This is a genomic window from Pseudomonas sp. NFPP25, assembly GCF_900116505.1.
GTDB lineage: Bacteria > Pseudomonadota > Gammaproteobacteria > Pseudomonadales > Pseudomonadaceae > Aquipseudomonas > Aquipseudomonas protegens.
The window spans coordinates 571,036-593,399 of record NZ_FPBG01000001.1 but is presented as its reverse complement, the minus strand read 5'-3'; the positions used below and the strand labels follow the sequence as shown (position 1 = coordinate 593,399).

Below are 22,364 nucleotides of genomic sequence, written 5' to 3'. Positions count from 1 at the left end.
TGAAGTCAGTGCGACCAGGGAAAGGGCCCCTGCCCTGGCTCGCAGAAAATCCCCAGGGGCTTGCCGCGCCTGGACAATTCGTTACGCACCTGCTGGCAACGCTCGCGCTCCCGGGCCTCGGCGTTGTCGATGCTGATGTTGCCGGTGGTATCCGGCCTCTTGTCGTCCCCCAGACGGACCTGGGCCCAGGGTTGTTCGGGTTGCACATGGAAGCGGCTCGGGGCCGGCTCCTCCTTCACTTCAGGCGCCGGCTGGCCGGCCGGCAACTGGTCCGGGGTCACCCCATAACGCTTCAAAATCGAGCTGTGAGGCAATTCCTCGGCGGATGCCATGGCCACCCACAGGGCCAGCACCACACCGCTCGCATACCTCTTGCTGTTATTCACCGTCAAAACTCTCCTGTCATTGCCGTAGCGTGAATGCCTGCCTGTACTAACGAGCTGACACGTTTCAGCTTTACCGCTATTGGAGTCGCAAATCGACTGGCAGGTCACTTTCCCCCGGCAATGAACGGTGCGAGGCCTATTGCAGGCCTCGCGCCGCGCCGGCATCAGGCGAGAACGATGCCGGAACCGTTGAGGTGCTCCAGGCTGACCCCCACCAGGGTCACCGAGTCCTGGCCGAAGGTCAGCACCGTGTCGTTACCACTGCTGCTGGCATGAGCCCGATAGTCCTGGTCCGGCAGCACGCCGCTCACCCCCATGAACACCAGCTTGTCGCCACCCTGGTAGCCGAGGATGCGGTCCTGGCCGAAATGCCCGGCGAACAGAAAGGTATTGTTGCCGCCTCCGGCTTCCATCAGGTCGTTGCCGGCACCGCCAACGAACACGTCGTTGCCCTGGCCGCCGATCAGGTGGTCGTTGCCGTCCAGGCCGAACAGCCAGTCGCCGCCGGCATGGGCCTTGAGCACGTTGTCGCCCGCATCGCCCCTGACCGACGAGGCGTACTGGGTAACCTGCCCGCCGGAATTGAGGCCCTGGTCGGTGACCTGGTGGATCACATCGTCCTTGAACAGGCCCCAGAGAAAGCCCGGCTCCTTGCTCTGGATCGCGCCAATGTCGCGGGTCATGCTGATACCGCCATTGGCGTCGCGCAGGTACAGGGTCCCGGCGCCGTCGCTGGCAAAGCTGTAGTTCTTGACCGACTGCTGCAGGTCCAGGGTGTTGCTGCCCTGGCCGCCGAGGATGATGTTGTAGCCGCCGCTGTCGCGGAACGTATCGTTGCCGGCCCGGCCTTCCAGGTAGTCGTTGCCGCTGCCGCCCTGGATCAGGTCGTTGCCGTCGCTGCCGATGATGAAGGTGCTGCCCTTGTGGGTCTCGGCATTGCGGTTGAGGTCCTGGACCCAGGTACTGGCCCGGGCCGGGTCCGACAGGTTGGCTACCACGATGGTGGAGTCCTTGCTGGTGAAGTCGTAGAACTTCGACTCCAGCACCCGGGTCAGGCCGTCGCCGTAGCCGGTGGGCAGGTGGGAGAGCCAGGTGGGAATGTTGAGGATCGAGAACGGCAGCACATTCCACAGGGTCGAGGCGTAATGGTCGTTGAAGTTGACGATGTTGTTGGTCGCCGAGTCCTGGTGGGCGTCATGCACCCCGAGGGACGACAGTTTGAAGGTTGAGCCGTCCAGGGCGCGGAACACCGGGTCGTTCTCGTAGCCGATGTTCAGCACCTTGTCGCTGGCGCTCTGGGTCGGCGAGGCGTAGGCGATGTAGTTGGAGTCCTTGTAGAACCCCGACCAGCGTTCGCTGCTCAGGTCCGCCAGGCTGTTGACCCCCAGCCCGCCCAGGCTGTGGCCGCTGACCAGGACATCCTTGCCCGACAGGCCATTGGCCTGGGCGAAAGCCGCGACATCTCCCAGCAGCTTGCCGAACGCCTCGCCGGCATAATTCTTCGCATAGTCCTTGGGCCCCAGGGCCGCCAGCAGGTCGTTGATCACATCACCGATGGTGTCACTGATCACCGATTCCCGTGGCCCGCTGGTGCCGCGAAAGGCAATGCCGATGGACTCCAGGTGGCCCTGGGCATCGTACTTGCCGAGGATTTCCACCTGGGCCGTGCCGTAGCCGGCCTTCTCGCCAAAGAAGGTTCCCCGGCCATCGACCTTGCCGTCGTAGCCCAGTTGCTGGGCGCTGATGGTGGACCAGCCGGCCTGGTGCAGGGCATCCAGCGCGGCCTTCTCGGAGTCGGGGTTCCAGGGAATGCCGGGGATTACCCCCTGGGAATTGCCGCTGCCGATCAGCGCCGTGACCAGGGTCGCCGGCAGGCCCAGGCCGAAGCCGTTGTGCTGGTAGCCCTCGGCAAAGCCGTTGTCGATGTTGTGGTAGGAGTACAGGGTGATCGCCAGCGCATCGGAAAACAGCGCCTTGGAGTCACTTGCAGTGAAGTTCTTGTAGTCAAACACACCCATGGTATTGCCTCTTCTGTTGTTGGAATTGTCAGAGCAAACGCATGCCGCCCAAGCCCCATGGCGGGACTCGGGCAACTCGGTGAAGGGCCGGGGGACTGCTGGCTACCCGGCCTTCAGAACTGCCAGTCCAGGGTCAAGCCGACCCCGTGACTCTTGTCCCGGGCCCCCAGCAACCCGTTGTAATCCAGGTTGACCCGAGTCCCTCGGCCCACGGCCATGCCGGCCCGGGCGCCAATGACCGCGGCGTCGCGATCCAGGGACAGGCTCTGCACCTTGAAGCCCTGCCCGCCCTCGACGAACCCCAGGTTCATCGTGGCATCGGTGGGGCTCAGGTGGTGCTGCCAACCCAGGGTAGCCGACAGCTCCAGGCTTCGGGTCGAGCTCAGTTGCAGGCGTTGGCCAGCGCGCAGGCCCAGGGTCGTGAGCCAGGCCTCGCGGTGGTCAGCCGCGCCCCTCAAGGCCGCGTCGCCGCCCTTCTCCTTGAAGCTGTCGCTGGCCACATTGACATAAGCCAGGTTAGCGAAGGGTTCAAGCGCCAGGGGTTGCAGGTCCAGGCTCCAGGCGGCCTCGGTGAACAGCTGGGCGCTCTGGGCGTCACGCTTGGTCTTGAGCCGCTCGGATTCCCCGGCAAACTGCAACTCGCGCTTGACGTCAATGCGGTGCCAGCTGTAGGAACCGCCCACACTCAGGCGCACGGCATCCAGTTGCTGGCCGACATAGGCCCCCAGGTGGTAGCTGTCGACCTTGGCCGAGGAATGGGTACCGTCGCCCATGTTCAGGGAACTGTCGCTGTAGCCACCGAACAGCCCCAGGCGCCGGCCCTCGCCCACTTCACCATCCACCCCGGCCAGCAAGCCGCCGATGGAGGTGTTGTAGCCGGCCTGGGAATGCCCGCCATCGACCTTGCCCCAGGCGCCCAGGACCTTGAACCAGGCGCCTTCATCAAGGCTCTGGGTGCCGTTGCCGTCAGCCCCGGCGTCCTGGCGCAGGCGCTCGCCCATGGTGTCGCGCAGGTGACGGCCCTGGTTGATCAGGACACTGGCCACCGCCGGGTGGATCTCCCCGGACAATTGCTGGAAGGCCTGCTGGGCACTGGCGGCAGTCGGCGCCAGCAGCAGGCTTTCGAACAGCGGGCTGCCGGCCCCCAGTTGCTCGGCGGCAGCCGCCACCGACACCTGGTTGTCGGTCAGGCCGACACTGGCGAACGAGCGTGCACTGCGCTGTACCGCCAACTGCACACCAGTGGCCGAGTAGTCCAGGCTGCCGGCAAGGAACAGGTAGCTGGGCAGCACCGTGCCGAAGCTGCCCTGGATCCCCCCTGCCGCATCGAGGATGTCGAACTGGCGCCCCAGCACGCTGCCGCTGCCAGTGCCCGAAGGCTCCAGGACCATGGCCAGGTTGGCCCCGGCAATGGTCACTTGGCCGCTGCTGACGATCCGGTCGCTGGCGGTCGGCGACACCTCCACGGCGTAGGTCGAGCCCGGCTGGAAGGTCACGTCGCCGGCCACGTTCAGGGTGCCGATGGAGTTGCCCGGGGCCACCGTGGCCCCGGCGTTGGCCGTCAGCCCGCCGATCCGGCCATTGCCGCCGAGAGTTGCGCCCTGGTTCACCGTCACCGCCGACGTCAGGCTGCCGTTGACCGCCAGGCGGCCCTGGTTGACCAGGGTCGGGCCGGCGTAGCTGTTGTTGCCGCTGAGCACCAGGGTGCCGATGCCCTCCTTGGTCAGGCCGCCATGGCCGCTGATGTCGTTGCTCCAGATGTCGAAGCCGCAGTTGAACTGGGTACAGCGCCGCTGGGTGGGCTTGCCGGCGTCCAGCAGCGCTCCCACCCCCGGCAGGTTGGCTACCCACTGGGACGAGCCATAGGCGCCATCGATCCGCAGTTCCTGGGGGATGTCCTGCTCGGTGACCAGCATGCCCGGGCCGCGAATGCCCTTTTGCAGGTCGATCATGCCCCAGCCATACAGCTCGTCGATGCCCGGGGCGCCCATGTCCCGGGCGGTGGTGCGCAGCACCCCGGCGATCTGCGCCGCATCCATGTAGGGAAAGCGCTCCATCAGTACCGCTGCCGCACCGGCGGCATGGGGCGCGGCCATCGAGGTGCCGTTCTTGTTGGCGTAGCCGACCGTCATGTCTTCCAGGCTGGTGCCACCGATCACGGCGCTGTAGATCCGTGTACCCGGGGCCGAGACACAGAAGCTCGCGGTGTAGCCGCAGCGTGAGGAAAAGGTACTGATGGTGTAAGGCTCTGCGCTGCTGGTGTCCGGGTTCTGCTGCAAGGCCGCCACTGTCAGCCACTGCGGGGCGATTTCCGGGACGAAATAGCCCAGCCCGGCGATGGCGTCCGGATTGTTCAGGTTGTAGTCGTTGCCGGCGGCGAAGATGGTCAGCACGCCACTGCGGGCCGCATTGATGGCACCGTCATAGGCACCGCCTTGCAAGGTGCCGAGCAAGGGCCGGATCTGGCTGAACTGGGCCTGGGCGTCACTCAGGCCGAAGTGCGGGAACGCCGGATCGCGCCCGCCCTTGGCGAATGCGTCGGTGATGCCGATGCCCCAGCTGTTGTTGATGATCCGCGCGCCACTGGCTACCAGGCCGTCCCAGCCGGCCTTGTACACCGCCCCATCGTTGCCCAGGATGATGCCGTCCTCGGGGCCGGGGTCGCCGTTCTCGGCACTGATGATCTGGGCGTCGAAGGCCACCCCATGCATGGCGCCACCATCGCGGCTGCCGGCGGCGATACCGCCCACGTGAGTGCCGTGGGAACCGAGCTTGCCGTCCGAGCCCACCGAAGGCGTGCCGTCATAACGGAAGGCGTCTCCAGCCTTTACCGGAATGTAGGGATCGGTGTACTGGCGGATGCCGCTGGTCACCAGGGTGATGACCTTGTCGCTGCCGGCGAACTCGGGGTGCTGGGCATACACCGGCTGGTCGAAGATCCCCAGCTTGATGCCCTGGCCGGTGTAGCCGGCGGCATAGGCACTGTCGGCATGTATCGCCCCCAGGCCCCAGTCGGCCTTGAATTCGGCGCTGCGCCAACTGGCGGCGTCGCCGAGCTTGCCGGTTTCCACATAGGGCGCCGCCTGGGCACCAGTGGCCAGGGCCAGGCAACCGGCCAGGGCGCTGGCCAGCGGGCTGTACGCCCAGGGTAGCTGCCGGCAGCGAGGCCATCCGGAGCGGGTATTGCGAAGATGCGGTTGTCCAGGTTGAAACTGCTTCACTACGACCATCCTTAGTTGTATGGGCAATCGACCGGCGCGACGACGCTCTGCGCCGGGGTATGGCGACCGGCGCTTCAGAAGCGCCAGTCGAGGTTCAGCCCCACGTTGTGGAACTGTTCGGCATTGCCCAGCTGGCCCTGGTAATCCAGGCTCAGGTCCAGCTGGGCGGTGACTCCAAGGCGCGCCTGAAGCCCCAGTAGCGCCGCATCCCGGGACGCGCTTGCGCTGTCCACGGCAAAGCTCGGGCCGCCGCTGGCGAATGCCAGGTGCTGGCTGGAAGTGTCATGCCCCAGGCGGTGCTGCCAGGCCAGGCTGCTGGACAGCTCCAGGGGCTGGCCGCGGCTCAGGCTGAGCCGCTTCAGGCCCCGGGCCCCCAGGCTGCCCAGCAGGGCCTCGGCGCTGTCCTCCCCGGCGCGCAGGGCAGCGGCGTCGCCCTTCTCGTGGAAGGCGTCACGCTGCAGGTGCAGGTAGGCCAGGTTGGCGAAGGGCTCCAACGTCAGGGCCGGTAGCTGCAGCCGATACGCTGCCTCGCTGAACAGCTGGCTGCTGCGGCCGTCGATCCGGGCCTTCTGCTTGGCGCTGGCTTCGGCGTATTGCAGGTCGCGGCGCACCTGGGCGCTATGCCAGCTGTGGCTGGCCCCCAGGCTCAGGCGCAGGTCGCCCAGGTCGCGCCCGGCATAGGCGCCCAGGTGGTAGCTGTCGATCTGCGCGCTGGAGTGGCTGGCGCCGCCCATGCGCAGCGAGGTGTCGCTGTAGCCGGCGGCCAGGCCGACCCGCGTGTCCGCGTCCAGGTCGCGGTCCAGCCCCAGCAGCACCCCACTGCCCTTGCCCTGGTAGGAACTGTGGCCCGAGTCGCCGTCAGTGCGCGCCTGCCCACCCAGGCCCTTGATCCAGAAACTCGCCTCGCCCTCCCCGGCATTTGGCCCCGGGCGCTGCAAGCGCTGGCCAAAGGCCTCGCGCAGGTCGCGGCCCTGATTGAGCAGGGTCTGCTCCAGGGCCGGGTAGATCTCCCCGGACAACTGTTGCAACGCCCCTTGAGCCAAAGCCGGCGAGGCCGACAGCAGCAGGCTTTCGTAGACCGGGTCGGCCGTGCCCAACTGCTCCACCGCCGTGGCCACCGCGCGCTGGTTGGGGCTGGCGGCGACGCTGGCAAAGGTCGCGGCGCTGCGCACCAGGCCCAGTTGCACGCCGCTGGCGGAGTAATCGACCACCGCGCCGAGAAACAGGTAGTTGGGTTGCACCAGGGCGAACTGGCCATCGATACCGCCCGCGGCCTGCAAAATGTCGAACTGGCGCCCGACCAGCCCCCGGACCTGCCCGGCGCTGAGCAGGTTGGCGTTGTGTTCCAGGCTCAGGCTGAGCTGGGCGCCCTCCAGATGCGCCCGGCCGCCGGCGACGATACGGTCGCTGGCGGTCGGCGACAGCTCCACGGCGTAGGTCGAACCTGGCTGGAAACTCACATCGCCGGCCACATTCAGGGTGCCGATGGAGTTGCCCGGGGCCACGCGCGCGCCGCGGGTCGCGGTCAGCGCCGCGACCTGCCCGCTGCCACCCAGGCTCGCGCCACTGTTGACCGTGACCGCGGATACCAGGCTGCCATTGACCACCAGCAGCCCGCCATCGACCGTGGTCGGCCCGCGATAGCTACTGTCACCGCTGAGCAACAGCCAGCCGGCCCCGGACTTGACCAGGCTGCCCTGGTACAGGCGCTGCGCGGCCGCCGCATCCCGGGCCATGCCGACCGCGTAGTCGGTCAGTTCCTGCTGGCTGGCCTGGGCCCCCGGGCCCTGCTCCCAGCCACGATCCTTGAGGGTCTGTTGCCAGGCCTGGTGCTCGGCGGCATCCTCCACCTGGCGCTGGGCCAGGGCCTGGTCGGAGATGCCGTTGCTCCACACATCGCCCTGCCCGGCCTCCAGGTTGACCTTGAGTTCCCCCAGCAACTGCCCGGGCCCGTGCAATGCCCGGCCCAGGTCCGGCACGCCCCAGCCCACCAGGCTGCCAGGGGCCTGGGTCAGCGAGCCATCGAGCTGGCGGGCGGTGGTCAGCAGCACCTGCAGGGCCTGCTGGTTGTCCAGATAGGGGTAGCGCTCCATCACCAGGGCCAGGGCCCCGGTGGCATGGGGCGCGGCCATCGAAGTGCCGTTGTAGGTGGCGTAGCCGCCCCCGGGCACAGTGCTGGTGATGGCCGCGCCGGGCGTGGCCAGGCACCAGTACTTGGCGATCCCGCACTGGTTGTATTTCTGCTGGTTGTTCTTATCCAGGCCCGAGACCGCCAGCCAGTGCCCTTCCAGCTCCGGCTGAAAATACGGCAGTGCCGATCGCACGCTGGCATTGGCATAGCCGCTGTTGCCGGCGCTGAAGACGTTGATCACCCCCTGGCGCGAGACCTGCGCCGCCGCGTCGAGCCAGGTGTCCTGGCCGAAGTGCTGGGCATAGGCGGCGTGCAGGCCCTGGAGGGTCTGGTAGCTGACGTCCTTGGGCTGGCTGCCCCAGCTGTTGTTGATGACCCGCACCCCGGCGTCGGCCAGGGCACCGTACACCGCCTGGAAATAGCGCGGGTCGGGGCCCGGGCCGAAGAGCATGCTGTCGTTGCCGTTGGTGTTGCCGACGTAGACCTGGGCATTGAAGGCCACCCCATGCATGCCGTTGCCGTCGCGGGCGGCGCCCATGGTGCCAGTGACGTGAGTGCCGTGGGTGTCGTTGTTGGCGTTGAGCACCCCGGACACCTGGAACCCGCTGCCGTCCTGGTAGTTGCCGCTGGCGATCACCGGGTGAAAGCGCAGGGACGAGGCTTCGGCATGGGCCGCATCGAAGCCCGAATCCAGGGCACCGATCTTGACCCCGCTACCGGTAAGGCCGGCGGCGTAGGCCTGGTTCGCCTGCATCCGGTCCAGGCCCCAGTCCTGCAGGTATTCGGCGGAGCGCCAGCTGGCGGCATCACCGGGGCGACCGGTTTCCTGGTAGGCCGCCTGGGCCCCACCGGGCAGGTTCGCGGCAAACGCCAGGAACACCCCGGCCGCCAGCACATTGAGCTGATGAACATTCACATCCATGTTGATGACTTCTCTTGTTGTTGTTCTGGGATCGACTTTCCGTAACCGATCAGCAACCACGGCTTACTTCATGGGACTGGCTCCTTGAGGGGTCGCGCCCCACGCCCAGGGGCGCCTGCTGCGGGCAAAGCTGTCGCCGCCGCAGCCCTTTTCAGGGGGCTGCGGGGCCTCTAGCGCTGGATATCGGTGAGGGTCAGGCGAAGACCAGGCCCGAGCCCGAAAGGCTGTCCATGCCGACCCCCACCAGGGTCACCGAGAACTCGCCGACACTGAGCAGGGTGTCGTTGCCGTTCTGCGACAAATGCTGGCTGTAGTCGTAATGGGCGTCGACCCCGGGCACGCCCATGAACACCAGCTTGTCGGTGTTCTGGTAGCCGTGGATCAGGTCGAAGCCGAAGTTGCCGCTGAACAGGAAGGTATTGCCCCCGCCACCGCTGGAGTGCATGACGTCGTTGCCGGTGCCGCCGACGAAGGTCACGTTGGCCTTGTCGCTGCTCAGCAGGTCATCGCCGCCATGGCCGAACAGCCAGTCGCCATCGACGCTGGCTACCAGCGCATTGCCGTAGGCATCGCCGTTGAGGGAATGGTTGTAGGCGGTCCACTGGTTGCCGTTCTGCAAGCCGTCGGCGGTGACGCTGTGGCTCACGTCCTTGCCGAACAGTTGCCACCAGCTTCCGGTCTCGTGGCTGACCAGGGCGCCGACGTCCCGGGTCATGCTGATGCCGCCGTAGGCATCACGGATATACAGGGTGCCGTCGCCGTCATTGGCGATGGAAAAGTTCTTCAGCGGCTGTTGCAGTTCCAGCACGTTATGGCCCTGCCCGCCATGGATGATGTTGTAGCCGCCGTCATCGCGGAAGCGATCATCGCCGGCCCCGCCATCCAGGTAGTCGTTGCCCTTGCCGCCGTGCAGCAGGTCGTTGCTCTGGGTGCCGATGATGAAGGTGCTGCCGGTGTGTTTTTCCGCGTACAGGTTGAGGTCCTTGACCCAGACCTGATCGCGCTTGCCCTCGGACAGGTTGGAAATAACCACGGTGGAGTCGCGGCTGGTCAGGTCATAGAAATCCGAGTTGATCAGGCGGTTGAGGCCGCCGGCGTAGTCCACCGCACTATGGGCCGACCAGGACTGCGGATTGAGGATGCTCTGGGGAATCAACTTGCCCAGGAACGATGAATAGTGATCGGTGAAGCTGACGATGTTGTTGGTCGCCGATTCCTGGGGCTTGTCGTGGGTGCCCAGGGACGAGGCGTTGAAATGAGTGCCGTCCAGGGCGCGGAACACCGGGTCGTTTTCATAACCGATGTTCAGCACCTGCGAGCTGTTGGCGCTCTGGGTCGGCGAAGCGAAGGCCACGTAGCTGGCGTCCTGGTAGAAGCCGCCCCAGTGATCGCTGCTCATGGCCGCCAGGCTGTTGACCCCAAGGCCGCCCAGGCTGTGGCCGGTGACCAGCACATCGCTGCCGCTCAAGCCCTGGGCCGCAGCAAAGGCCGCCACCTTGCCCAGCAGGTTGTCGAAGGCCAGGCGGCTGTAGTTGTCGGCAAAGCCCGACACAAAGGCCGCCTGCAGGTCGTTGATACCGTCCTTGAGGCTGTCGGTGCCGCGAAAGCTGATGCCGATGGACAGCAGTTGCCCGGCCGCGTCGTATTTGCCCAGCACCTCGACCTGGGCGTCGCTGACAATCGCCTGCTCGCCGGAAATCGTGCCCTGGGCGCTGATGTTGCCCTGGTAGCCCAGCTGGCTGGCGCTGATGGGGCGCCAGGCGGTGCCCGGCAGCGCCTCGCCGGTGGGTGTGGAGGCGTACAGCGCCAGAGTAATGGCTTCGCTGTAGAGGGCCTTGCCGTCACCGCCAAGGGCGGTCTTGTAATCGAAGATACTCATGCTCATTCCTCTTTTTTATTGTCCCTGAGCCTGCGGTCGGCAAGGCCTCCTAAGGCTGCGCGCGCTGGCCGAAAGCCTCGTCGACCCTGGCCAGATCCTCTTCCCGCAGAGTGCCTGCGTAGTAGTGCAGCTTGGTCCAGGCCATCAAGTAGTCATAGCGCGCCTGGGCCAGGTCGCGGCGGGTGGTGTAGAGCTGCTGTTCGGCGTTCAGTGCATCGAGGTTGACCCGTTCGCCCCCCAGGATGCTCTGCTTGGTCGAGACCACCAGGGCCTCGGCCGAAGTCAGGGCTTTCTGGTAGGCCCGCAACTTGCTCACCCCCGATAGACAGGCACTGAATTGGCGGCGGAGTTCAATCAGGGTTTCCCGGGTCTTGCCGTCCAGTTCGTACTCGGCCTGTTCCATGGAGCGGCTGGCCTGGCGGGTCGAGGCCGAGACCCCGCCCCCGGCATACAACGGCACGCTGACTTCGATACCGATGGTGTTGGTGTCGTAGCGCTGGTTGTAGGTGTTGCCGCTTTCCGATTCGTTCTGGCGCATGGTGGCGTAGGCGCTGAGCTTGGGCAGGTGCCCGGCGCGGTTGCGTTCCACCTCGTAGCGCGCGACCTCGACCCGCTGGCGCTGGGAAGCCAGCACCGGGTTGTTGCTCAGGGCCATCTCGTGCCAGGTGTCGTAGTTGGCCGGGGTCAGGGAGAAGGACTGGAAGTCTTCCTGCAAGGGGTCCAGATCCCGCACATCGAGGTTCGGCTCGCCGGTCAGGGCCGCCAGCTCGCGCAACGCCGCGTCCTGCTCGTCCCGGGCTTCGATCTCTTCGGCGGTGGCCAATTCGTAGCGCGACTCGGCTTCGAGGATGTCGGTGCGGGTGCCCTCGCCCTGCTGGAACATGTGCCGGTTCTGCTGGAACTGCTGCTCGAAGGCCTTTTTCTTGGCCAGGGCGATGTCGATCTGGTCCTGGGCGAACAGCGCCTTGGTGTAGTAGCTCAGCACCCGCACCAGCAACTCCTGGCTCTTGCCGCGAAAGTTCTCGTCGGCAAACAGCGCCTGGGCCACGCCCTTGCGGTAATTGGCGTAGGCCTCGTAGTCGATCAGCGGCTGCTGCAGGGTCAGGGACGAACCGTAGCTGTCGTAGTTGCGTTTTTCGGTAATGGTGCCGCGCACCGTATCCAGGTAGCTGACCTTGGAGTTGTTATGGCCCTTGTTGTAGCTGTAGCCGACCTTGGGCAGCAGCCCGGCACGGCCGATGGCGCGATTTTCAAGGCCGGCGTCGCGTTCCTTGATGGCGCCGAGGAACACCGGGTCGTTGCGCAGGGCCTGTTCGTAGATCTGGAACGGGCCCACCGCCTGGGCCGTCTGGCAGGCCAACAGCGCCAGAGCCGCCGCGAGAATGGAAAGCTTACTCATACGACGCGACATCCTTATTCTTCGGTCAGTGCAGAACCTGCCCGGTCGAGCAGTGGCTTGAACAGGTAATTGAGCAGGGAACGCTCGCCAGTGCGCACGAACATTTCCGCCGGCATGCCGGGCTTGATCACCAGGCCGTTGAGCTTCTCCATGGCCTGGTCGCTGACACTGCTGCGCAGCACGTAGTAGGGCATGCCGGTTTTCTCGTCGAGCATCTGGTCGGCGGAAATCAGGCTGACTTCGCCCGGCACTCGTGGCGTGCGGCTCTGGTTGAAGGCGGTGAACAGGATGTCCACCGGCAAGTGGGTGCCGACCTTGTCCACCAGGTTCACCGGCAGCCGCCCTTCCACCTCCAGGTGAGTGCCCTGGGGCACGATTTCCAGCAGGGTCTCGCCCTGGCGCACCACCGCGCCCTCGGTGTGCACCCCGAGGTTGACCGCGATGCCGTCGGCGGTGGCGATGATCTCGCTGTGCTGCAGGTCGAAACCGGCAGAGGTCAGTTGCTGCTCCAGGGTCTGGGTCTTGAGCTGGGCTTCGGCCAACTGGCTGCGCACCTCTTTCTGGTACTCCTCGCTGTGCTGTTGCAGCTTGAGCCGGGATTCGAGGATGCCCTGCTCCACTCGCCCGCTTTCCCCGGTGTTCTGCGCCAGTTCCTGCTGCACCTGGGACAGTTGGCGCTGATATTCCAGCAGGCGATTGCGCGGGATGTAGCCGTTGTCCGCCAAAGGTTGCAGGTTGCTCAGTTGCTGGCGCAGGGATTCGGCCTGGCTACCGAGGTCGGTGCGGGCCCGGCGCATGCCGGCCAGTTGCGCGGTGGCGCCTTCGATATTGGCACGGATGCCCGCCTGCTCCCGGGAGAATGCCTCGCGCCGGCTGCTGAACAACTGGCGCTGGCCCTCCAGCACCAGGGCCAGGCGCGGATCGTCGCTGTCGCTCAGGGGCGCGGGGAAATCCACCTGCTTGAGGTTGTCGCGCTCGCTGCGCCAGCGCGCCAGGCTGGCCATGGCCATGCGGTACTGGGCTTGCAGCGATTGCACGTCCGCCGCCACCTGGGTCTGGTCCAGGCGAAACAGCGGCTGGCCCTGCTTCACGCTTTCGCCCTCGCGCACCAGGATCCGGCTGACCACCCCGCTGCTCATGGACTGCACCGCCTTGCGCTTGCCGGACACCACCACCGTGCCTTGCACCGGAATGCCCTGGTCCAGGGGCGCCAGCGCCGCCCAGACGAAGAAACTGCCCGCCCCCACCAGGGCCAGGATCCAGCCCATGCGGGCGAAAAAGCCCGCGTCACGCTCGACCCGTTCCGGCGCGTAACCTTCTTCGATCATCATGTTGCTGTCCTTGCTCATGCGCCTGAATTCCGTGTCGGAGCCTGGTATTGCCGGCTCATGCTGAGGCCGCCGGGTGCCGCTGCAACGGGCTTGGGCGCCTCCTGGGCCTGGGCTTGCTGGCCGCCGGCCAGGGCCTTGAGCACTTCCTGGCTCGGGCCGAAGGCCTGCAAGCGGCCTTCGTTGAGTACCAGCAGTTTGTCGGCCAGGGCCAGCACCGAGGAACGGTGGGTCACCAGCACCACGCTGGTGCCCCGGGCCTTGAGCTGGGCAATGGCCGCCGCCAGGGCACTTTCGCCCACGGTATCGAGGTTGGAATTGGGTTCGTCCAGCACCACCAGGCTCGGGCTGCCATACAGCGCCCGGGCCAGGGCCACCCGCTGCTTCTGGCCACCGGACAGGCCGCTGCCGTCATCGCCGAGCACGGTGTCGTAGCCCTGGGGCAGGCGCAGGATCAGCTCATGCACCCCGGCCATCTGCGCGGCCTGGACCACCTGCTCCGGGTCGGCCTGGCGAAAGCGTGCGATGTTCTCGGCGATGCTGCCGGTAAACAGCTCGATATCCTGGGGCAGATAGCCGATGTAGGGCCCCAGTTCGTCGCGGTTCCAGCGATGGATATCGGCCCCGTCCAGGCGCACGGTGCCGCCCAGGGTCGGCCATACGCCCACCAGTACCCGGGCCAGGGTCGACTTGCCGGAACCGGAGGCCCCCAGCACGCCAAGCACTTCGCCGGCATTGATGCTGAAGTTCACCTGTTGCAGGGTCGCCATCCGCCGTCCGGGCGGGCCGGCGCTGACCTGCTCGAAGCTCACCTGCCCCTTGGGCGCCGGCAAGGACATCGCCGTATCGCTGGGCGGGAACTCGCGCAGCAGTACATCCAGGCGGCCGTAGGCCAGCTTGGCCGAACTCCATTGTTTCCACACCGCGATCAACTGGTCGATGGGGCTCAGCACCCGGCCCATGAGGATCGAACCGGCAATCATCATCCCGGCGGTCATGTCGCCCTTGATCACCAGCAAGGCACCCAGGCCCAGCACCAGGGATTGCAGGCACAGACGCAAGGTCTTGCTCAGGGAGCTGATCACCGAGCCGGTATCGCTGGCCTGGTTCTGCAGGCCGAGAAAGCGCGAGTGCACGGCGAACCAGCGTTTGCGCAAGGCGCCAAGCATGCCCATGGCCTGGATGGTTTCGGCGTTGTGCAGGTGGCTGGTGGCCAGCTGGGTGGAACGCTGCGAAAAACCGCTGGCCTCGGCCAGGTCCTTCTTGGTCATGGCTTCGTTGAGGTACGCCAGGGCAATCAGCAACAACGCGCCTACAGTGGCGAACACTCCGAGCCAGACGTTGAAGGCGTAGATCACCAGCAGGTAGATGGGGAACCAGGGTGCATCGAAGAAGGCGAACAGTGCCGGCCCGGTGAGGAACTGGCGAATATGGGTCAAATCTCCCAGGGACTGCCCCGCATGGCCCTCGCCCCGGGACAGGTTGCGCTCGAACGCAGCCTGGTAGACCCGCAGGTTGAAGCGGCGCTCCAGCTGGCTGCCGATGCGGATCACGATAAAGCTGCGCAGCACTTCCAGAAGACCGATAAAGACGAAGAAGCCCACCACCATCAACGACAGCATCACCAGGGTGGTTTCATTCTGCGACGACAGTACCCGGTCGTAGACCTGCAACATATAGATGGAAGGCACCAGCATCAGCACGTTAATCAACGCAGTGAAACAACCGACACTGATGAGGATGCCCTTATATTCGCCCAGTGCCTTGAACAGTGGTGCAGGATGATTGTTCTTCACCATTTCTAACATTTTCCCTGAGCTGTTAATCCGCGCCCGCTAGCGTGGAACCAATGTAGCCTACAACTAACAACCCGCACTACTTAGTTGCTGAATCCTGCGGACACGAATAATTCGGACAGCTGTATCCAACAGCAGCCCGAACATGTTCCTGCCGGCCAAGAGAGTGGCGATATAATGGCCGTCGTTTATTAGACGAACACACTCATCGCTTAATTAGCGGCGCGTTGTAACACAATCAGACCGTCGGCTTTCAGGCGGGCTTCGTAGAGGCCCTCTTTCTGGCGACTGAAGAAAATGATTTTCGAGCCTTCGCGGCCGGTAATGGCAATGCCATCGGGCTCCGGGAACCAGCCCACCGCGGCTTCCCCGAGCCATTTCGACAGGCAGTCGGCGCCGTCGCCCAGGGCGGCGTTGTGCAGCAGGTCCAGGGTGCAACCTTCAGCGGGTGCGGCTGCCTGTTGCAGCTGCCAGTGTCCAACCAGTTCCGAGGGGTCCGCCAAGCGCAGGCTGCTTGCCATGGTGATTGCTCCATAAAAGATCATCAGTGTCGCCAGCAGCCATCGGGCCGCCCGGCAACAGGAAATATGCAGGGTCATAGGGTGCTCCGTTCGCCCGGTAGACTCGCTCAGGCCAGGGCCCAAAGCAAGAACGCAGAGCCGCTCGACTGCGCGGCCCTGTGCTCATTTCACTCAGGCGACGATGTCGCTGACCGCTGCCTGGCCCACGGTGCTGACCAGGAAGTCCGCCACGCCATGCCCGGAGAAGTCCACGGACAAGGTGCTCACACCCCCGGAGGTGGTGAGGATCGCGTCACCCGCCGCGCCGGTGAAGGCGTTGACGAAGTGCAGGCCGGCGCCCTTGGTGATCCCGGTCAGATCGATCTTGTCCAGGCCGCTGACAAAATCCATGATCTGGTCGGCCGCACCCGGCTTGGAGTCGGTGCTGGCGGCGAACACGAAAGTGTCCGAGCCCGAGCCGCCCCACAGCTGATCTGCACCGCCGGCGCCGTAGATGATGTCGTTGCCGGCACCACCCTTGAGCACGTTGGCGGCGTTGTTGCCGATCAACAGGTCGTTGCCCGAGCCGCCGATGGCGTTCTCCACGGTCACGCCCTGAGCGATGGAAACGTTACCCACCATGCCGCCAACGTCGGAGAACGAGGCTTCATTGAGGTTGATCTTCTGGTTCTGGGTGAAACCGGAGAAATCCAGGGTATCGTTGCCGCCACCGTCCCACACCGAGAACACCAGCTTGTCGGAAGACGAGCTGGCGCTGTAGAAATCACGCCCGGTGTTGGAGTTGAAGCCGTAGGTGGTATCGCCGGCACGGGTGCTGTAGTTGGCACCGTAGAGTTTCTGGATAGCCGCGATATCGTCCATCAGCGGGCCGGACGAATAGGCTTCGACCCCGCCCTTACTGAAGTTCTGGCTGGTATTGCTTTCACTCCAGTAGCTCATGACGCTGTAGCCACGGGTGTCCTGACCGTAGCTGGCGTCCTTGTAGCTGGGGTTGCCTTCGCCGGCGTTGTAGTCGCCAGGGTGAGCCAGGCCCAGGGTGTGACCGATCTCATGGGTCAGGGTCTGACGGCCATAGTTGTTCAGGTCGGGGTTCTTGTTCTGGGTGTAGCTGCTGTTGATCAGGTACCACGAGGTGCCGTCGTAGCCGGCGCCGGTACCTGGCAGGTAGGCAAATGCCGCCGCGCCATCCTGGCCACCGCTGTAGTTGCCGAAGGTCATGTGGGCGTCGCCACCCGAGGCTTTCTCGGTAAACACGACGTTGGCCACGTCAGCCCAGGACTGCATGGCCAGGACTGCCTGGGCCTTCTGCTGGGCGCTGAACTGGCTGAACCCGGAGATGCCATGCTTGTACATGGTGCTCGAGGAAGCCGAGGTCAGGAAGGTATAGGTCAGATCGATCTTGCCGTTACCGTTCAGGTCCTTATAGGCAGCGCCGTCACGCAGCAGTTGCGTGGCGGCCTGATCGACCGAGAACGAAGGTTTGCCATTGACCGTGAGATTGCCGCCACGATCGTATTGGTGGCTGAAGCTATTGATCTGGTTATACGCCGAACTTGCTGCGGCCAAAGGCACCAGTTGTTGTTCGGCAGATGCAATAGCGTTCTCTGTTACTTTCGACATAAACACACTTCCTTGTAATCAATGGAACAGTTTTTGTCAGATAGCGACAATCCCTGGCGAGATCGTCCTATCACTCGCCCTAAGCAGGCGCAAGAAAACTGACACAATTTGAAATCAGGCGTCCACTACTTTTTTGACGTCAAATCTCACTGTTCCAGCGAACTCCAGCAAACAATGACTGTACAGTCGAAAGATTCTTTTCCAACTGATTAACGGCAGTCATTGTCCGACAATCTACAATTTAATTATTAAATATCCATATAAACAGTTATGTCGACCGCGTCGCACTTCTTAGTCCGTTAACTTCTGTTCCAACCAGTTAGTTCCAATGTTTCCAGCACCACTTGCGCAGTCAGGGCCGGCACTTGCACGCCGTCGGCGCTGGTCATGGGCACCCCCGCCAGCAGGGCGTTGATGATGGCTTCCTCCACCGCTTCGGCGGCTGCGCTGAACAAGGGCGAGATGTGATCGTTGTTGAGCATCGCCAGCGGTGTGCTGAAACCCAGGCCCTTGCGCCCGTAGTCCGCCGTCGGCAAGTCCCGGTTTCCCGTGGCAAAGGCCAGGAAGATATCGCCGCTGGAATCCTCGGTGCCTCCGCCGGTGCGGGCGATGCCGATGGATGCGCGCTGGGCCAGGCGCTGGCACTGGTGCGGCAACAGCGGCGCATCGGTGGCCAGTATCACCACGATCGAGCCCATGCCCGGGGTCCCGCGCTCGGCAAACGGCGAAGGGATATGCCCCAGCCGGCGCCCCACTGGATAGCCATCGACCCGCAGTTCCTCGCGCTTGCCGTGGTTGGCCTGGACCAGGGCACCGACGGTGTAGCCGCCCTGCTCGGCCGTCAGCCGCCGCGACGCCGTACCGATGCCGCCCTTGAACTCATGGCAGATCATCCCGGTGCCGCCGCCGACCGCGCCCTCGGCCACCGGCCCGGACTCGGCGCAGGCCATGGCTTCGCGCACCTGCTGCACACCCACATGCTGGCCCCAGATGTCATTCAACAGGCCGTCGTAGGTTTCCATCACCACTGGCATGCACCAGTACACCGCCGGGTCTTGCAATGCCTCGCGCTCCAGGGCGATCAAGGCATCGCGCACCACGCCCACACTGTGGGTGTTGGTGATCGCCAGCGGCGTAGTCAGGGTGCCGGCCTCGCGAATCCACTCCAGGCCCGTGGCATCGCCATTGCCGTTGAGCACATGGCAACCGGCAAAGCACGGCTGCTGGCGGGCGTGCCCGGCCCGGGGCTGGACCAGGGTAACCCCAGTGCGCACCTGCTTGCCGTCCACACTGGCATTCAAGGTGCTGTGGCCGACCCGCACCCCGGGAACATCGGTGATCGCATTGAACGGGCCTGGCGTCCCCAGGCCCAGGCGGATGCCCAATTGACGTGCTCGCATAACCACTCCTTACAGTTTCTGAAACGCCGGGCTGTACCGGCCGTTGGTGCCATAAAGAATCACCGACAGCGCCAGCAGCCCGATGATGACCATGATGTCCCGCAGGGACGCTTCGAGGAACAGATTGACCAGCAGGTAACCCGCGCCGAGCACCGCCAGCAAGGCCGGCAGCGGCCACAGCGGCATGCGGTAGGGATGCTCGCGGTCGCGCAGCAGTACCCGGCTCATCAGCGCGCTGAGGGCGACGATCAGGTACACCAGCATGATCAGCAGCACGCTGAAGGACGTCAGGTCCGCCAGGTTCGAGCTGAAGCTCAGCACCGCCGAGGGAATGGCCAGGAACAGGGTCGCCAGCCAGGGTGAATCCCAGCGCGGGTGAATGCGGGTGAACAGGCGATTGATAGTGGGCGTCCACAGCGCATCGCGGCCACTGCTGAACACCACCCGACCGATCTGGATGACGATGGCGACAATGGCATTGAACACCGAAAGGAAAATCCCGCCGCTGACCACCCGGGCCAGGGTCTCGTTGCCATGGCTGGTGAGCAGGTAACCGATGGGGTCGGGGCTGGCGAGCATCGCGCTCAAGGACGGCGCGCCGATCAGCAGCGCGGTGAGCGGCACCAGTTCGATGATCACCACCAGCACCAGGGACCACAGCACCGCCTTGTGCACCCCGCGGCCCTTGCATTTCATGTCTTCGGCCAGCAGCACCGCCGGGCCGTAGCCGTTGTAGGAAAACAGGCCGATGCCCACCGCGCCGATCACCAGTGCCCAGGGCGCCAGTTGCAAGGCGCCGTGATCGACGATCTGCGGTTGCAGCAGAATGCTCACCGGCTGCGAGGCATTGCCGAAGCCGAGCCAGACGATCACCAGCAAGGCCGCCACTTCCAGCAGCAGGCACGTGCCGGTGATCCAGGCATTGAGCTTGATATTGAGGATGCCCAGCAGGTAACTGCAGACCACGATCACCAGGGCCACGGTCTGGGAATCGAAGTTCGTGCCCAGGGCATTGTTCAGGTAGGTGGCGGCACCAGTGGCCAGCACCGGCGGAATGAACAGCAGCATCACCAGCACCGTGAGGAAGGTGGCATAACCGGCCATGCCGCCGAACACTCGCTTGGCGTATACATACTCGCCGCCGGCGCTGTTGTGGGCGCGGCCCAGCTCGGCGTAGCAAAAGGCGAACATCAGGGCCAGCAACCCGGCCATGACGAAGGCCAGGAACACCCCGCTACCGGCCTGATGGATGGCGAAGGGGGCGATCACGAACACTGAACTGGCGGGGGTCACACCGGACACGGTGATGGCCACCACATCGAACACACTCAAGGTAGGTTTCAGCGCACCGTCGGGCGCAGAGGGAGAGCTCATATCGTTATCCTCGTGTTTATTGTTGGTCTGAGGCAGAAACGAAATTCATCGGGCGGGTGCGTTCTGGGGCGCACTTGCCGGGAGCTACTCTAGGCAGATGCAGACCATCACCCAATTCCCCTATTGGAGTACTCCCCTTGACGACGGCGGTTAAATCGACGAAACCGGGCCACGACATTTCAGCGGATCAACGGAGCAACGCCTTTGAGTAACCTGTTCAGGGAAGTGGGCCTGCATGCCGGCCTGGGCCGCACCCTCACATTGATCGGCAATCCACGCTTCTGGAAACAGCTGATCCTGCTGCTGCACCAGGCTACGCCGTTCGACAACGCCCTGGCGATCTTCTACCCGCTGGACGGCCCGCCCCGGGCCCTGGAGGAATATGACGCCGAACCCAGCAGCAAGCCGGCGTCCATGCTCACCTACCTCAACGGCCTGTACCTGCTGGACCCCTTCTTCCAGGCCTGTCGCGAAGGCTACCCCAGCGGCCTGTACCGCCTGGAAGAAGTGGCCCCGGACCATTTCCGCCAGAGCGAATACTTTCTCAGCTACTTCCACGACAACGTCCTGGAAGACGAAGTGCAGTTGATTCTGCAACTGCCCGAGGCTGGCACCCTGTCGCTTTCCCTGGGCAGCCAGTGCGTCTTCAGCCACGACGAGATCGGCCTGCTAACCACCTTTTCAGCCTGGGTACTGCCGCTGATGGAGCAGCACTGGCAACACAGCCAGGCCCGCCCCCAAAGCCCTGCGCCCCAGGAAATGGCCAGCCAGATCCGCGACGCCCTGAGCCATTTCGGCAGCGCCGTACTTTCGGAGCGGGAGCTGGAGATAGCCCGCCTGATCCTCCGGGGATTTTCTTCAAAGGCCATGGCGGAACGGCTGAAGATCTCGCCGGACACCATCAAGGTCCACCGCCGCCACCTCTACGCCAAGCTGGATATCTCCAGCCAGCCGGAGCTGTTCTCGCTGTTTATCCAATCCCTGGGGCACGACCTGGAAAATCCGTGATTGCCGGTCTGCCAGCGGCCATCCGCCGCCCGTCATCCGCTACCTGCTACCTGCTATCTGCTATCTGCTATCTGCTATCGGTAGGAGCTGGCTTGCCAGCGAAGGCGCCCTCAAGTTCGACGCATGCCTTACGGCCTTCTTCGCCGGCAAGCCGGCTCCTACAGACGAAGGCGCACTCAAGAGCGGCGCATGCCTTACGGCCTTCTTCGCCGGCAAGCCGGCTCCTACAGGCGAAGGCGCAATCAAGAGCGACGCATGCCTTGCGGCCTTCTTCGCCGGCAAGCCGGCTCCTACAGGCGAAGGCGCACTCAAGAGCGGCGCATGCCTTGCGGTGCGGCCGCCGGCAACGACGGCGGCCGCAAGGGCCATGCCGTCAGGCGTTCAGGGACCGGGCGCGGAAATCCCGGGGCGATTGTTCGAAATGCTTCTTGAAGGTACGGCTGAAATGCGCCGAATCGGTGAAGCCCCATTTGAAGGCAATGTCGGTGATGGATTCGTTGCGCAGGTGCGGATTGCTCAGGTCCGCGGCGCTGCGCTTGAGCCGCGAGCGCTGGATGAAGCGGCAAACGCTGTCCCCCTGCTCCTCGAACAGCCGGTACAGCTGGCGCACCGAGATATTCAGCTGGCCGGCCAGTGATACCGGAGTCAGGCCCGGCTCATTGAGGGACTGGCTGATCAACTGCCGCGCCTGATCACGCAGGCATCCGCCATGCAGGCCCTCGTCAAAGCCATCCAGGCTGTTGACGGTCTGGCGCAAGGTCGGACCAAGCAGGGCAATCAGGGCTTCCTGCAAGGCCTGCCCTTCCTGCTGGGCCGCACAACCCTGCAATTCGCCGGCACAGATCTGCTCCACCAGCAAACGCATCAGGCGCCCGCTGGCGCAATTTTGCGACAGCTTGCCGAACTTGCGCTGCTGGGCCGGCAGGTGGCGGTAGACCTCCTCCCGGCACAGATGGAACGAAGCATGCTCGATCAGGCCATGGGGCACGATCTCGCAGGCTCCGGCGGAGTCCAGCAGCGCCATGTCCCCCGGGGCCAGTTCGACACTTTCGCCGCCCTGGCTCAAGCGCGCATGGCCGCTGCGCTGGATGATGAGGAAGCAATGGCGATCGTCCTCATGATCGACCTTGGTGCTCTGGCGGGAGATCAGCCCGGCGTTGGTGCGGATCTGCGCCACCTCCAGCCCGGCGTAATCCTGCATGCCCACTTCACCAATGAACAAGGCGGGATTGCGCGCCGGACGGGCATCGAATCGACCGCAGACGCCCTGCAGGGCGCCCACCCAGGAACTGAAACTATGCGAAGCAAGCACTGTGCACCTCCAGAAGCCGGTTCCAACCGCCTTTGTTGTTATGGCGATA

The 22,364-nt window shown here is 64.7% G+C and carries 14 protein-coding genes; 1 reads left to right on the top strand and 13 read right to left on the bottom strand.

All coding sequences use genetic code 11. From position 1 onward, the window contains the following. Positions 1-5: 5 nt before the first annotated feature. The 12 genes from BM382_RS02515 to BM382_RS02460 form a co-directional block, all read right to left on the bottom strand. Entirely contained in the window at positions 6-386 is a 381-nt protein-coding gene (locus BM382_RS02515) for a hypothetical protein (protein WP_041774262.1), read from the bottom strand. 164 nt (positions 387-550) lie between these two features. Further along, on the bottom strand, positions 551-2,404 hold the full coding sequence (locus BM382_RS02510; RefSeq protein WP_072441723.1) for a polyurethane esterase A: 1,854 nt from the start codon (positions 2,402-2,404) through the stop codon (positions 551-553). 113 nt (positions 2,405-2,517) lie between these two features. Further along, on the bottom strand, positions 2,518-5,634 hold the full coding sequence (locus BM382_RS02505) for an autotransporter serine protease (protein WP_072441721.1): 3,117 nt from the start codon (positions 5,632-5,634) through the stop codon (positions 2,518-2,520). Between the two features lie 65 nt (positions 5,635-5,699). Next, a complete protein-coding gene (locus BM382_RS02500) occupies positions 5,700-8,678 on the bottom strand; it encodes an autotransporter serine peptidase EprS (protein WP_072441719.1) in 2,979 nt (992 codons plus the stop codon). A 193-nt stretch (positions 8,679-8,871) separates the two neighbouring features. Further along, positions 8,872-10,557 carry a polyurethane esterase B gene (locus BM382_RS02495; RefSeq protein WP_072441716.1) on the bottom strand — a complete coding sequence of 562 codons (1,686 nt, stop codon included), beginning with the start codon at positions 10,555-10,557 and terminating at the stop codon, positions 8,872-8,874. 49 nt (positions 10,558-10,606) lie between these two features. Then, entirely contained in the window at positions 10,607-11,968 is a 1,362-nt protein-coding gene (locus BM382_RS02490; protein ID WP_053151831.1) for a TolC family outer membrane protein, read from the bottom strand. Positions 11,969-11,970: 2 nt separating this feature from the next. Then, positions 11,971-13,305 carry an HlyD family type I secretion periplasmic adaptor subunit gene (locus tag BM382_RS02485; RefSeq protein WP_015635758.1) on the bottom strand — a complete coding sequence of 445 codons (1,335 nt, stop codon included), beginning with the start codon at positions 13,303-13,305 and terminating at the stop codon, positions 11,971-11,973. Then, on the bottom strand, positions 13,302-15,083 hold the full coding sequence (locus BM382_RS02480) for a type I secretion system permease/ATPase (RefSeq protein ID WP_072441714.1): 1,782 nt from the start codon (positions 15,081-15,083) through the stop codon (positions 13,302-13,304). Before BM382_RS02480 ends, BM382_RS02485 begins: the two co-directional genes overlap by 4 nt. A gap of 209 nt (positions 15,084-15,292) precedes the next feature. Next, entirely contained in the window at positions 15,293-15,679 is a 387-nt protein-coding gene (locus tag BM382_RS02475; protein ID WP_011061493.1) for an AprI/Inh family metalloprotease inhibitor, read from the bottom strand. A 93-nt stretch (positions 15,680-15,772) separates the two neighbouring features. Continuing rightward, complete coding sequence (locus BM382_RS02470; protein WP_011061494.1) at positions 15,773-17,221, bottom strand: serralysin family metalloprotease; 1,449 nt, start codon at positions 17,219-17,221, stop codon at positions 15,773-15,775. A 299-nt stretch (positions 17,222-17,520) separates the two neighbouring features. Then, positions 17,521-18,621, bottom strand: coding sequence for a DmpA family aminopeptidase (locus BM382_RS02465; protein ID WP_072441712.1), 1,101 nt, complete (start codon positions 18,619-18,621; stop codon positions 17,521-17,523). Positions 18,622-18,630: 9 nt separating this feature from the next. After that, positions 18,631-19,995, bottom strand: a complete 1,365-nt coding sequence (locus BM382_RS02460; RefSeq protein WP_011061496.1) for an APC family permease — start codon at positions 19,993-19,995, stop codon at positions 18,631-18,633. Between the two features lie 204 nt (positions 19,996-20,199). Here BM382_RS02460 and BM382_RS02455 point away from each other — a divergent pair, with 204 nt between their 5' ends. Further along, on the top strand, positions 20,200-21,003 hold the full coding sequence (locus BM382_RS02455; protein ID WP_011061497.1) for a helix-turn-helix transcriptional regulator: 804 nt from the start codon (positions 20,200-20,202) through the stop codon (positions 21,001-21,003). Between the two features lie 373 nt (positions 21,004-21,376). On the opposite strand, the gene feaR is transcribed toward BM382_RS02455, so the two are convergent. Then, the gene (gene feaR, locus BM382_RS02450; protein ID WP_019095317.1) at positions 21,377-22,315 is read right to left on the bottom strand and encodes a transcriptional regulator FeaR; all 939 of its coding nucleotides are present in this window, start codon (positions 22,313-22,315) and stop codon (positions 21,377-21,379) included. Positions 22,316-22,364 lie beyond the last annotated feature (49 nt).